This window comes from Roseovarius litorisediminis (genome assembly GCF_900172295.1).
Lineage (GTDB): Bacteria > Pseudomonadota > Alphaproteobacteria > Rhodobacterales > Rhodobacteraceae > Roseovarius > Roseovarius litorisediminis.
This window is the reverse complement of sequence record NZ_FWFL01000001.1, coordinates 466041-478648: the sequence shown is the minus strand read 5'-3', so window position 1 is coordinate 478648 and position 12608 is coordinate 466041. Positions and strand designations below refer to the sequence as shown.

General features: G+C 56.8%; 13 protein-coding genes. 6 read left to right on the top strand and 7 right to left on the bottom strand.

What is annotated here, in order from left to right; genetic code table 11:
* Positions 1-18 precede the first annotated feature (18 nt).
* The 5 genes from PEL8287_RS02265 to PEL8287_RS02245 all read left to right on the top strand — a co-directional run bounded on the left by PEL8287_RS02265 (position 19) and on the right by PEL8287_RS02245 (position 6959).
* Complete coding sequence (locus PEL8287_RS02265; RefSeq protein ID WP_085890719.1) at positions 19-1479, top strand: biotin carboxylase; 1461 nt, start codon at positions 19-21, stop codon at positions 1477-1479.
* Positions 1480-1482: 3 nt separating this feature from the next.
* Positions 1483-2463 carry a C45 family autoproteolytic acyltransferase/hydrolase gene (locus PEL8287_RS02260; protein ID WP_176228531.1) on the top strand — a complete coding sequence of 327 codons (981 nt, stop codon included), beginning with the start codon at positions 1483-1485 and terminating at the stop codon, positions 2461-2463.
* 205 nt (positions 2464-2668) lie between these two features.
* A complete protein-coding gene (locus PEL8287_RS02255; RefSeq protein ID WP_085890718.1) occupies positions 2669-3376 on the top strand; it encodes an ABC transporter ATP-binding protein in 708 nt (235 codons plus the stop codon).
* A gap of 6 nt (positions 3377-3382) precedes the next feature.
* Positions 3383-5746, top strand: a complete 2364-nt coding sequence (locus PEL8287_RS02250; protein WP_085890717.1) for an ABC transporter permease — start codon at positions 3383-3385, stop codon at positions 5744-5746.
* Positions 5747-5750: 4 nt separating this feature from the next.
* A complete protein-coding gene (locus PEL8287_RS02245) occupies positions 5751-6959 on the top strand; it encodes an efflux RND transporter periplasmic adaptor subunit (RefSeq protein WP_085890716.1) in 1209 nt (402 codons plus the stop codon).
* Between the two features lie 44 nt (positions 6960-7003).
* Here PEL8287_RS02245 and PEL8287_RS19915 read toward each other — a convergent pair whose 3' ends face one another.
* Positions 7004-7153: a hypothetical protein gene (locus PEL8287_RS19915; protein ID WP_176228517.1), complete on the bottom strand. Its 150-nt coding sequence runs from the start codon at positions 7151-7153 to the stop codon at positions 7004-7006.
* 20 nt (positions 7154-7173) lie between these two features.
* A complete protein-coding gene (gene hpt, locus PEL8287_RS02240) occupies positions 7174-7716 on the bottom strand; it encodes a hypoxanthine phosphoribosyltransferase (protein WP_085890715.1) in 543 nt (180 codons plus the stop codon).
* A 71-nt stretch (positions 7717-7787) separates the two neighbouring features.
* Here hpt and PEL8287_RS02235 point away from each other — a divergent pair, with 71 nt between their 5' ends.
* Positions 7788-8234, top strand: coding sequence for a type II toxin-antitoxin system RatA family toxin (locus tag PEL8287_RS02235; RefSeq protein WP_085890714.1), 447 nt, complete (start codon positions 7788-7790; stop codon positions 8232-8234).
* A 199-nt stretch (positions 8235-8433) separates the two neighbouring features.
* On the opposite strand, the gene PEL8287_RS19910 is transcribed toward PEL8287_RS02235, so the two are convergent.
* The 5 genes from PEL8287_RS19910 to PEL8287_RS02215 all read right to left on the bottom strand — a co-directional run bounded on the left by PEL8287_RS19910 (position 8434) and on the right by PEL8287_RS02215 (position 12450).
* Positions 8434-8610, bottom strand: coding sequence for a hypothetical protein (locus PEL8287_RS19910; RefSeq protein WP_176228530.1), 177 nt, complete (start codon positions 8608-8610; stop codon positions 8434-8436).
* 404 nt (positions 8611-9014) lie between these two features.
* Positions 9015-10193 (bottom strand): ammonium transporter, encoded by a 1179-nt coding sequence (locus tag PEL8287_RS02230; protein WP_085890713.1) that lies wholly within the window; start codon positions 10191-10193, stop codon positions 9015-9017.
* Between the two features lie 165 nt (positions 10194-10358).
* Positions 10359-10829 (bottom strand): CinA family protein, encoded by a 471-nt coding sequence (locus tag PEL8287_RS02225; protein WP_085890712.1) that lies wholly within the window; start codon positions 10827-10829, stop codon positions 10359-10361.
* Complete coding sequence (locus tag PEL8287_RS02220) at positions 10826-11323, bottom strand: phosphatidylglycerophosphatase A family protein (RefSeq protein ID WP_085890711.1); 498 nt, start codon at positions 11321-11323, stop codon at positions 10826-10828. Before PEL8287_RS02220 ends, PEL8287_RS02225 begins: the two co-directional genes overlap by 4 nt.
* Complete coding sequence (locus PEL8287_RS02215; protein WP_085890710.1) at positions 11320-12450, bottom strand: bifunctional 2-C-methyl-D-erythritol 4-phosphate cytidylyltransferase/2-C-methyl-D-erythritol 2,4-cyclodiphosphate synthase; 1131 nt, start codon at positions 12448-12450, stop codon at positions 11320-11322. The genes PEL8287_RS02220 and PEL8287_RS02215 overlap by 4 nt, the downstream gene beginning before the upstream one ends.
* Positions 12451-12608: the final 158 nt, after the last annotated feature.

Genomic DNA, 12608 nt, shown 5'->3' with positions numbered 1-12608 from the left:
ATCCAAGGGAGGACGACAATGCCTAAGGCAGTTTTGAAGAATATTTCAGAAATCCGCCGTCATTTTCACCGCAATGAGGACCCGATCTATTTTATCTCGGCGACCAATTTCAACCTTTTGGGGCTGGATGAGTGGTGCAAGAATTTCAAGTACATCTGCTATATCGACTGTTACGGCGGCAAACACCCGAATGTATTTTGCCCTTCCGAGCAGCCGCATGCGGAATTCCAGTCGATTGAGGATATCAACAACTACCTGTTGCAGCACAAGGAAGTGATTGATCTGGTCAAGCGCCGCGGCGGCAAGCCGAAATTCGTCTTTCTGATGTTTGATGAAGAAACCGAGCGGCTGTCCAAAGAACTGGGCGCTGATGTGTGGTTTCCCAAGGCGAAGCTGCGCACCAAGATGGACAACAAGATTGAAACGGTGCGTATCGGCAACAAGGCCGGGGTGCCGTCGGTGCCCAACGTTCTGGCCGAGGTGAAATCCTACGAGGATCTGCAAAAGACCTGTGAAAAGGCCGGGATCGGTCATGATCTGGTGCTGCAATCGGCCTTTGGCGATAGCGGCCATACCACGTTCTTTATCAAGTCCGAGGCCGATTTCCGCCGTCATGAACATGAGATCGTAGGCGAGGGCGAGATCAAGATCATGAAGCGAATTGATTGCCGCGGCTCGGCGATCGAGGCTTGTGCGACCAAAGAGGGGACCATCGTTGGCCCGCTGATGACCGAACTGGTGGGGTTCAAGGAACTGACGCCCTATCGGGGCGGCTGGTGCGGCAATGAAATTCTGTCTACCGCCTTTCCACCCAAGGTGCGCCAGAAGGCGCGCGAGCTAACCTTCAAGTTTGGTGAGCAGCTGCGCAAAGAAGGCTATCGCGGCTATTTCGAGCTTGATTTCCTGATCGACAAGAAAACCGGCGATCTGTGGCTGGGTGAGCTGAACCCGCGCATTACCGGGGCTTCGTCGATGACCAACCACGCGGCCTTTGCCCATGCGGATGCGCCATTGTTCCTGTTCCACCTGTTGGAATTCTCGAAAAAGAAATTCAATCTGGATGTGAACGAACTGAACGCCCGGTGGGCCGATCCGTCGATGATCGACAGTTGGTCACAAATGGTGATCAAACATACCGATGATACGGTGGATATTGCTGCTGAAGTCCCCGAAACGGGTATTTACAAGATGCGGGAGGATGGCAGCATTGATTTTGACCGGTTCGACTATCACCGCCGTGCCGTCGAAAGCGAGAACGAGGCGTTTTTCCTGCGCATTCTGCAGCCGGGCGATTATCGCTATGAGGGGGCAGACATCGGGATTCTGGTGACGCGGGGCCGGTCGATGACGCCGGGGTTCAAATTGAACGAACGCGCCAAACGCTGGATTCACGGGATCAAGCAGGGCACGTCGGGCCGACCGCTGCCCACCGCCGAAGCGGGGCCTGCGCTGGCGGACCCGGCGTTCAAGATCATGTAGCGCATGCAACTGAACTGGCGCGCCATATCGGAAGCGGAACCCGGCCCCAGTTGGGCCGGGTTGTTCCGTGAATACTGGCCGGCCTACCATCGCTGGTGGGTGCGCGAAGGGGCCGAGGCGCGTCCGGGGTACCTGGACAGCCGCAAAGCATTGCGGGCGCATATGCCCGAAATGTTGCCGCTGTATGAGCAGCTTTGCGAGTTGGCAGGCGGGTCTGATCATGCCTCGCGGTTTCTGAGTTTTTATTGCCCGCCACCTTATCTGTCAGGGTGCAGTCAAGCGATATGGCCCGGCGAAGAACCTGTTCTGGTGCGCAATTACGATTACAGCGCCAAGGCGTTTGACAGTCTGGTGCTGCGCACCGCCTGGCAGGGACGTGCCGTGATGGGTACCAGCGACGGATTGTGGGGGCTGGTGGACGGCATCAACGATGCTGGTCTGGCGGTGTCGCTGACATTTGGCGGGCGCCGGGTGGTAGGTGACGGGTTTGGTGTGCCACTGGTGCTGCGCTATGTGCTGCAGACCTGTGAAACCGCCAAAGAGGCGGGCGAGGTGCTGAAACGGGTGCCGACGCACATGAGTTACAATGTGACCGTCGTGGATGCGCAGCGCAAGTATCTGACAGCGCTGATGGCACCCGACCGCGCCACGGTAATCACCAATGCCGCTGTGGCGACCAACCATCAGGAGCGTGTGGAATGGGCCAGCCACGCGCGGTTCACCGCCACGGTCGAACGGGAACGGTTTTTATTGCAGCGGCTGACGTTGCATGTCGAGCCTGAAGAAAAGTTCATCGGCGCATTCCTGCGTCCGCCTTTGTATTCGTCTGCGTTTGATCAGGGATTTGGCACGCTTTATACGGCGGTCTACCGGCCGTGGCAGGCGCAGATGGAATTGCGCTGGCCCAAGGCTAAATGGCAGTTGAACCTGAACGAATTCCACGACGATACCCGGGTCATTTTCACGCCGGAAGCAGCACTATGAGGTTGCTCATTTAAGGGTGGGCAGATCCGTCGACACAGACAGGCAGCGGATTGTCGTTCTGTCGCGACACCCGACCGAAATTTGACGCAATGCAGTCGTTCCTTCCGGGCGACAGGTGACGACACGCCTGCCACACAAGTTTTTGCGCCACATCAAGGCCAGCAAAAGGTGCACAACGTATCCTGACCGGCATAGAGAGGGACGTATGCCTGACATCGTATTCAGAACAGAAGGTGTGACAAAGGTTTATGACACAGGCGAGTTGAAGGTGCATGCCCTGGCGGGTGTGGATCTTGAGCTTTTTGCCGGTGAACTGGCTGTGTTGCTGGGACCCTCAGGAAGCGGCAAATCTACCCTGCTGAACATTCTTGGCGGGCTTGATCATGCTACAGACGGGCGGGTGTGGTTTCGGGATCTGGAACTGACAAAGCTGGGGGATCGCGGGCTGACGCAATATCGGCGCGATCACGTCGGGTTTGTCTTTCAGTTCTATAACCTGGTGCCCAGCCTTACGGCACGCGAAAACGTGCAGCTGGTGACTGATGTGGCCGTCAACCCGATGCGCCCCGAAGAGGCCCTGGAACAGGTTGGCCTGACCGCTCGGATGGACCATTTTCCAGCCGAGTTGTCGGGAGGCGAACAACAGCGCGTGGCCATTGCCCGCGCCATCGCCAAGCGACCCGAAGTTTTGCTGTGCGATGAACCCACCGGCGCGCTTGACAGCAAGACCGGGGTTCAGGTGCTGGAGGCGCTGAAAGACATCAACGAACGGCTGGGCACAACGACAGCGGTGATCACACATAATGCCTCGATCCGTAAAATGGCGCATCGGGTGATATATTTTCAGGACGGGCGGATTGCCCGGGTCGATGTGAATGAGCACCAGATTTCACCTTCCGAGATTTCGTGGTGACCTGAGATGCGCGCACTGGACAAAAAGCTGTTGCGCGACTTCAGGCGATTGTGGGCGCAGGCACTGGCCATCGCCCTTGTGCTGGCCTGTGGCGTGGCAATATTGCTGACGACCTATGGCATGTATGGCGCGCTGGAAGATACGCGCACCGCCTACTACGAGCGGAACCGTTTTGCGGATGTGTTTGGTGATGCCAATCGCGTCCCAAGAGGAGTACTGCAGGACATAACTGCCATTGACGGTGTGCGAACGGCCGAGGCGCGTGTCGTCAAACACGTCATACTGGATGTACCGGGCCGCATCGAAACCGTCACCGGGCGCATTCTTTCGTTACCGGAAAATGGCGTGGCGCAGCTGAACCTGCCGTTGATGCGGCAAGGCCGGTTGCCGGATCCGACCCGCGCGGATGAGGTGGTGGTAAATGCGCCGTTTGCCAAGGCCAACAACCTGCAGCCCGGTGATCAGTTCTTTGCCAATCTGAATGGTCAGAAACGCGAACTGACCCTGACCGGTACAGCCTTGTCACCGGAATTCATTTATACCATCGGTCCCGGCGCGCTGTTACCGGACAACAAGACCTTTGGCATACTCTGGATGCCTGAACGGGCGGTTTCGGCTGCGTTTGACATGGAGGGCGCGTTCAACAATGTCACCCTGAAACTGGACCCATCCGCGATTGAGGCCGAGGTGATCGACCGGCTGGACGACCTGCTGGACCCCTATGGCGGTCTTGGGGCCTATGGGCGCGATATACAGGTGTCAAACAGTTTCATCGACGCCGAGATAGCCGAGCAACGTAACGGCAGCATGATTTTACCGCCTATCTTTTACGGTATTTCTGCCTTTCTGGTCAGCATGGTGATCGGCAGGATCATCGCCCTTGAACGAAGTGAGATAGGCCTGTTGAAGGCCGTCGGCTATTCGGATGTTGAAATTTGCATTCACTATCTGATGTTGGCTTGCCTGATTGCCGTTCTTGGTACCTTGCTGGGTTGGGGCGTTGGTACATGGCTGTCGCGGGCAGTGGCACGCATTTATGCACGGTTTTTCGACTTTCCCTATCTGGTTTATCGGGTGTCTTACGATGCCTATGCCATCTCGGGCATTCTGGCGGTGCTGAGCGCGGCATTGGGTGCGGCTAAAAGCGCGCTGAGTGCCGCCCGCATCGCGCCCGCGGTGGCCATGGCCCCACCTGCGCCGCCCCGGTTCAAACGCACCTTGCTGGACAGGGTGATGACCGTGCTGCGCTTGTCACAGCCGGTGATGATGATTTTGCGAAGTATCGTGCGTTGGCCGGTACGCTCGGCGCTGACCACGTTGGGCTTGTCGCTGGCCGCTGCCGTCCTGGTGGCCTCAAGCTTTTTCTCGGATGCGCTGGATGTGTTGATGCAAACCACCTTTGATCAAGCCAACCGTCAGGATGCCACGCTGATGTTTTCCCCCGATGTGCGGGAAACCGCTTTGACGGCGGTTGCCAACCTGCCTGGCGTTCTGAAAGCCGAAGGGCAACAGTTTCATGCTGCCGTGCTGCGTCACGGCCACCTGGAAAAAGACACCCCCATCGAGGCGCGCCGCCCTGGCACTGACCTGTCGCGTATCGTCAATGGCCGGGGCCGGATTGTTGACGCCCCTGCTGACGGTATTCTGCTGTCTGAACGTCTTGCAACCCATCTTGAGGTTCAGCCCGGAGATGTGATCCAGATCGAGTTGAAGGGCGGGCGCAATGAAACCCATGACGTGATCGTTTCGGGGATTGTGACCCAGTATTTTGGCCTGGGTGCCTATATGGATCTTGAAAGCCTGAACCGGCTTTTGCGGCAGGCCCCACAGATCACAACTGCGAATCTGTTGGTGGATACAAATCAGCTGCCAGATCTGCACCGCGTTCTGAAAGATACGCCGGAACTCAGCGGGTTGGTGATGCTGAATGAAATGCGCCGCTCGTTTCAGGATACGATCCGCCAGAACATTACCATTATGACCTCGATCTATGTGGTGATCGCCGTGCTGATCACCTTTGGCGTCGCTTACAACGGGGCCCGTATTCAGTTGTCCGAGCGCGCGCGCGAACTGGCCAGTCTGCGCATTCTGGGCTTCACCCGGGCCGAGGTATCGTTCATCCTGATGGGGGAAACCATGCTGTTGGCGGTGCTGGCGCAACCTTTGGGGTGGCTTCTGGGGGCGGGTATTGCCTCGGCTCTGTCCAAGGGATCGACCAGTGATCTTTACGCTATACCGTTGGTGCTGGAACCATCGGGGTTTGCCCGCGCCAGCCTTATCGTTCTGGGGGCGGCGCTGTTATCATCTTTAATCGTCCGGCGACGACTGGATCGTCTTGATTTAATCCAGGTTATGAAAACACGGGAGTAGGGTAATGGCATTGAAATCCCGAACAGTTTTAATGGGCAGTTTTGGTCTGCTTGTCGCGGGTGCGCTGGCCTTTGTGGCCTTCCGAACCGACCCGGTACCGGTCGACCTGCACAGGGTTGAACGCGGGGCGTTGCAGGTAACGGTCAATGCTGACGGTAAAACGCGTATCCGCGAAGTGTTTGAAGTGGCCGCACCAATCTCGGGCACGGTTCTGCGTTCACCCGTCCGGGTGGGCGACCCGGTTGTTGCCGGTGAAACAATCGTCGCCGTGGTCGAGCCTGCGTCGTCGAACCTGCTGGATGCCCGCACCCGGATTCAGGCAGAAGCTGCCGTGCGCGAGGCCGAGGCCGCGCTGCATCAGGCCCGCAGCCTTATGCGCGAAGCCGGCGAAGACCTGACGCTGGCGGAAAAAGAATACGAGCGTGCAAAGCTTCTGGTCGAGCGTGGCGTGTCGTCAGTTACGCGGCTTGAAAATGCCGAACAGCAGCTTGGGATTAAACGCGCCGCAGAAGCCGCGTCAATTTCCGGGCTGGAGATGGCCAAAGGCGCGCTTGACCGCGCCCGCGCTGCCCTGATCGAGCCGGTGAATTTCCCGGATGGACCTGGCAATACCTGCTGCAAACAGCTTTTCGCACCAGTCACCGGTCAGGTGCTGGAAATCGACATGATCAGTGAGCGCCCCGTTACCGCAGGTACGCGCCTGTTGTCAGTGGGCCAGCCCGACGATCTTGAGATCGTGGCGGATCTTCTGTCGGTCGATGCGGTCCGGCTAGAAACTGGCGACATGGCCATTGTCGAACGCTGGGGCGGGGATACGCCGCTAGAGGCGCGCATTTCAAAGATCGAGCCATCCGCCTATACCAAGGTTTCTGCGCTTGGCATCGAAGAGCAGCGCGTCGACGTGGTGTTTGATCTTGTGACTCCGTCAGAACGGCGCCGGGAACTGGGGGACGGGTTTTCGGTGTTTCTGCGCATCATTGAATGGGAAAACGACGATGTGCTTTTGGTCCCGGTCAGCGCAATCTTCCGAAAGGGCAAAGACTGGGCGGTTTTTGTCAGCGAAAACGGCGTGGCCCAAACGCGCGTGATCAGGATTGGCCAGCGCAACGCGTCCTTCGCTCAGGTGCTGGAGGGGTTGGTTGAGGGTGATCAGGTTTTGACCCACCCGTCGGACGAGATCGACGACGGTGTTGCGATTTCCGAACGGCCTTGACGGTGATTATCTTGCGTCAGACCACCTGATTTTGGTGGGGTCATTCACCATCGCCTTGCGCGCGGTTCCAGGGACAGGAAATCCGGCCAGCCGACAAACCGTTCGATCGCGAACAGCACCAGGCAGAGCCCGACGATTCCAAGAACAAAGATCACGCGTTTTTCACTGGGCGGTTGCCGGGCCCATTTTGCCATCCGAAACAGCCAGCGCGGGTTCATCCGTCCAGGAACCGAACCTTGCCTATAAAGGGCAGGTTGCGGTTGCGTTGGGCATAGTCGATGCCGTAGCCGACGACAAACTCGTCGGGAATGACAAACCCGATCCAGTCGGCCTTGATGTCCGCCTCGCGCCGGGACGGTTTATCCAACAAGGCGATTGTGCGCAGCCGCGCGGGTTTGCGGCTTTCCAGAAGGTGCAGAACATGGGTCAGGGTATGGCCTGTATCAACGATATCTTCCACCACCAGCACATCGCGGCCTTCGATATCACCGCGCAGATCTTTGAGGATACGAACCTCGCGGCTGCTTTGCATGGCATTGCCATACGAGGAGGTTTCGACGAAATCCACTTCGACATTCATATCCAGTTCACGCACCAGATCGGCGATAAACACGAATGAGCCGCGCAAAAGGCCAACGACAATCAGCTTTTCGGTGTTGGAAAACTCTGTTTTGATTTCAACTGCAAGCGCCTCAATTCGCGCAGCAATTTCCTTGGCAGAAATCATCTGATCGATGACATAAGGTTGATCTGGCATCACACCCCCTTGAACTTCCCGGACCAGTCTATGAAAAAGCGCCTCACTGTCACGTGAAAAACAAGGACGTTATGCCAACCCATTCAGAAACCCGTGTTTTACCTCACAGCGCCCAGCAGATGTACGATCTGGTGGCTGATGTGGCAAGTTACCCCAAATTCCTGCCATGGACAGCGGCCGCGCGGGTGCGATCAGTGAAACCTCAGCTCGATGGATCCCAGGTGATGGAGGCCGATCTGGTGATCAGTTTTAAGGTATTCCGCGAACGGTTTGGCAGCAGGGTGGTACTGTGGCCTGACGATCGCAAGATTGATACGGAATATCTGGATGGGCCGTTCAAGTTTCTCAAGTCCAACTGGAAGTTCACCGATAAGCCTGCAGGCTGCGAGGTGTCCTTTTTCGTTGATTTCGAGTTTCGTAATCGTATTTTGCAATCCGCGGCCGAGTTTTTCTTTTACGAAGCCATGAAGCGGATTGTGCGGGCTTTCGAAGAGCGCGCGAATTCATTGTACGGTTGACAGTCGGCGCAGCCCACGATTTGCGGCGTCATGGATGGAAATCCGAGTGGATAAACTGCCTGGTGTTTTATCCCGAAAAACAGCCTGCAGGGTGCTGACCAATCCAAGGCGCTTTCAAACGTCAGGCGCCCCGACGATGTACGCAGGGGCGACTTTTGCAATGTGGCGGCAATCTAAATAGCGCCACAACTGACGTGTCTCAGGCTGCCATTGTAATTGCGTTGCAGGTTTCACGGCGCGAAATGAACACGATCTTATGTTTTTTTGTATGCTGATTCCGCTGGGTCGTGAACGAAACATCACTGTGATCGCTCTGAAGCGCCTTAAGCGCTTTGATACGGTTTTCACGGGCTTTTTCCAGAAGATTGTCAGTCATTTTCTTTGCACCTTTTTTATTTTGTCAGAGGCTTGGGTTACGCAGCAGATCCACAGGGTTGCGGTGTATGAGTGTTTTCCAGCATCAGAGCAGATCAGCGAGTGTTCCGGGTTTGTATAAGTATTTAAGATGCGCCCTAAGATTGTATTTCATAACCTTACTTTTTTGGGGAAATGCGGCAAAATTCTAGAAAAATTATGTCAAATTCGTGGCTAGACACCGTTTCAACGTTATTTTACCATATTTTCTGTCACATAAGCGTGAATAACCGAAATGGTTAAAATACTACCTTAAGCGTATAACGCATTCGTCTTCCAAATCCTTGGGGTTTTGGTTTTCGAAAAGACTCGGAAAAACGGGCCCACGACAGGGGCCCGTTTCAAAGAGTTGCGTTTCGCCCTGATCTAGCTGCTCATATCGTAGGCGCGCTCGCCATGGACGCTGAGGTCAAGCCCGTTGGTTTCGGTTTCCAGATCAACGCGAAGTGCGGTGATGGCGGCCACCAGCTTGACCAGAATGACACTGACCACAACGGTGAAGGCGCCGACAATAGCCAGCGACCCAAGCTGTGCAATCCAACTGCCCGCCCCGAAGGCGGCGATCATGATAGTGCCGAATATTCCGCCCACACCGTGCACTGCAAAGACGTCCAAGGTATCGTCGATGTGAAGCCTGTTCCGTATCAGGTTGACGGCCTCCTGACACAGGACGCCTGCGACTGCCCCGATGACAAGCGCCTCAACCGGGCCGACAAAGCCGCTGGCGGGCGTGATCGAGGCCAGACCGGCAATGGTGCCCGTGACAATACCAACAAGCGAGGCTTTGCCGAATTTGATACGTTCCCAGAGCGCCCAGCTTAACGAGGCAGTGGCGGCCGAAATATGGGTTACGGTCAGGGCCATGGCGGCGCCCCCGTCAGCGGCCAGTTGCGAGCCGCCGTTGAAACCGAACCAGCCAACCCAGAGCATGGCCGCGCCGATCATCACAAATCCGGGGTTGTGCGGCGGCGTAGTGCGGTTCTTTCGGGGGCCCAGAATGCAAGCAATCACAAGGGCCGCCAAACCGGCGGTTTCATGGACAACGATCCCCCCGGCGAAATCCCTGACGCCGGTATCGCCAAAAATTCCCCCGTCCGCCAGAAATCCACCGCCCCAGACCCAATGGGTAACCGGTGCATAGCAAAGAAGCATCCAAAGACCGGAAAACAGCAAGACGAAGCCAAATCCGATACGTTCGACATAGGCGCCGACAATCAATGCAGGTGTGATGATTGCAAAGGTCATCTGAAAGGCAAAGAACAGAACCTCGGGCAATGTGCCTGACAGGGTGTCGGCCGTGATTCCGTTCAGAAACATCTTGCCGAAGCCTCCCCAGACGGCATTACCGTCGCCAAAGGCGATGGAATACCCGAAGGCAAACCACAAAACGCTCATCAAACAGGCAATGGCATAGCATTGCATGAACACACTGAGCACATTGCGGGCGCGCACCAACCCCCCATAAAACAGGGCCAAACCGGGCAATGTCATGAAAAGAACCAAGGCCGTAGCCACGATGATCCAGGCGGTGTCGGCGGCGTTCATTTCTTTTTCCTTTCAGCGTGCTTCAAACCATGCGCGCTGGTTAAGCGGAAGAAAGAACGTGAAAAAAGAGGCAAGTGGGTTTGAACAAGCTTAGAGGACAGGCAATTTGAAAAATGCCTAAAAAATACGCGACCAAACGGGGGGTTGCCCATTTTGACGCCAGATTCAGGTTGCGGCCTGGATCAAAAGGTCCAGAGCATAGGCGGTGCTTGCCTGACGTACGTTTTCACGACCCAAAGCGCCAAATTCAACCGTGTGGGCTTTGGTTTTCGCACCTTTGCGGGCAAGGGCAAAACATACGCGTCCCTCGGGCTTGCTGTCGGATCCGCCGGGGCCGGCGATGCCCGTGACAGACAGGGCGAGGTCAGCGACGGAACGCGCCAATGCGCCGTCAGCCATTTCAATCGCAACCTGTTCAGAGACCGCGCCATAGGCTTTGAGCGACGCGTCTGTAACGCCGAGCATGTCCTGCTTGGCCGCGTTGGAATATGTTACAAAGCCACGGTCAAAAATGTCAGAAGACCCTGCTGCTTTGGTGATTTCAGCCGATAACATGCCGCCTGTGCAGCTTTCTGCCGTCGCAATGCGCAGGCCCTTGTCGCGAGCCCGCATCAATAGCTGCGCACTTGTGGTCATCGCATCAAAACCCCGTGCGAAAGCCAGGCCAGAAATACCACAACCACCGCAGCGAAAAGGCCGGCGATCACATCATCCAGCATTACGCCAAGCGCATCTCCGCGCCGGTCGGCCCAACCAATCGGACCGGGCTTGAGTATATCAAAGAAACGGAAGGCAAGGAATGCGGCAATCCAGCCCGGCCAGAGGGCGGTCAGCGGGGCGGCGGAGTGGGCGGCGCCGATCGAGACGGGCAGAAAGGCAAGCCATTGACCCGCGACTTCATCGATCACAATCTCGGACGGATCGTGATCGGATTTGCCTTTTGTTTCCAATGCTGTGGCCCACCAACCTAAGGCAAAAACGAATGCGGTCGCGACGGCCAGCAAAGGAAAACCGCCCAGAACATGCAGGGCCCAGGCCGCAGGGAGAGCAGCAAGCGAACCCCAGGTTCCGGGTGCGGGGCGCAGGTGCCCGACGCAGAAAAATGTGGCGATCAGATGCGGGATATTCATGTCTTCACCAATGTCACAAGGGCTTGCGCAGCGATGCCTTCCTCGCGGCCGGTGAAGCCCAGCCTTTCCGAGGTTGTGGCCTTGACCGATACCCGTTCGATGTCGACGCCTGTAATGCCGGACAGGGCTTGTCTCATGGCCGGGGCGTGGGGTGTGATCTTTGGGTGCTCGCAGATAAGAGTAACGTCCATATTGTTGATAACGAACCCATTTTCACCGGCCATTTCGACCGCGTGGCGCAGAAATATGTGGCTTTCAGCGCCTTTCCATTGCGGATCTGATGGGGGGAAGTGGCGCCCTATATCGCCCATGGCCAGGCCGCCGTAGATCGCATCGGTCAGAGCGTGCATGCCGACATCGGCATCGGAGTGGCCTTGCAGGCCGCGGCTATGGGGAATGGCGACGCCACACAGCATCACATGATCGCCGGGACCAAAGCGGTGGACGTCAAGGCCCGAACCTACGCGTATATCCATTTGTTCCTTCAGTATTTTCTCTGCCCGGGAAAAATCCGACGGGTGGGTGATTTTCAGGTTGCTTTCGTCGCCGTCAATGATTTTCACATCGATGCCAGCCGCGCGGGCGACTTCGACATCGTCCAGGGCCTCGCCCGAGTGGGCGCGGTGGGCCTGTAATATGGATTGAAAATCAAAAGCCTGAGGCGTTTGTGCCCGATAAAGGCCGCTGCGATCCTGTGTGCCGCTGACATAGCCATCATGACCTTGCCACAAGGCATCTGTGACAGGCAGGGCCGGGGCAACCGCCGGCGCGTTTTGCAATTCGTACAAAACGTACGAAATGTACGCGGATTTCGTACAACATCTGGCCACGTCGTGAATCAGCACATTTGTGACATCGGTTTCTGTCAGCGATTCAAGTCCGTTGCGCACAGATTCCGCCCTCAGAGCGCCTCCGGCGACGGTGGTGATCCGGTCGCGGGGCGGGTAGCGTGCCATGTCATCAGGATGCAGGACAAGAACAATGCGGGCAATGTCGTCCACTGCCTCGAACGCGGCCAGAGTCCAGTCGATAACACGGCGCCCTGCAAGGGGTTGCCACTGTTTTGGCTGATCCCCTCCGGCGCGGGTACCGCGGCCTGCGGCAACGATGATGGCGGCTGTAGTCATACCCCTTGAGTACGCGCGGTCTGCACCAAGCGCAATGCCGGGGCGAAATGCCTAAAAAATAGGCAATCACACTTTGACACCACTCGTTTTGACCCTGATTATATTGTGAATCGCCAAGTCAGCGGGTAGACAGGCGCCAATGCACAAGGATTAGGCAT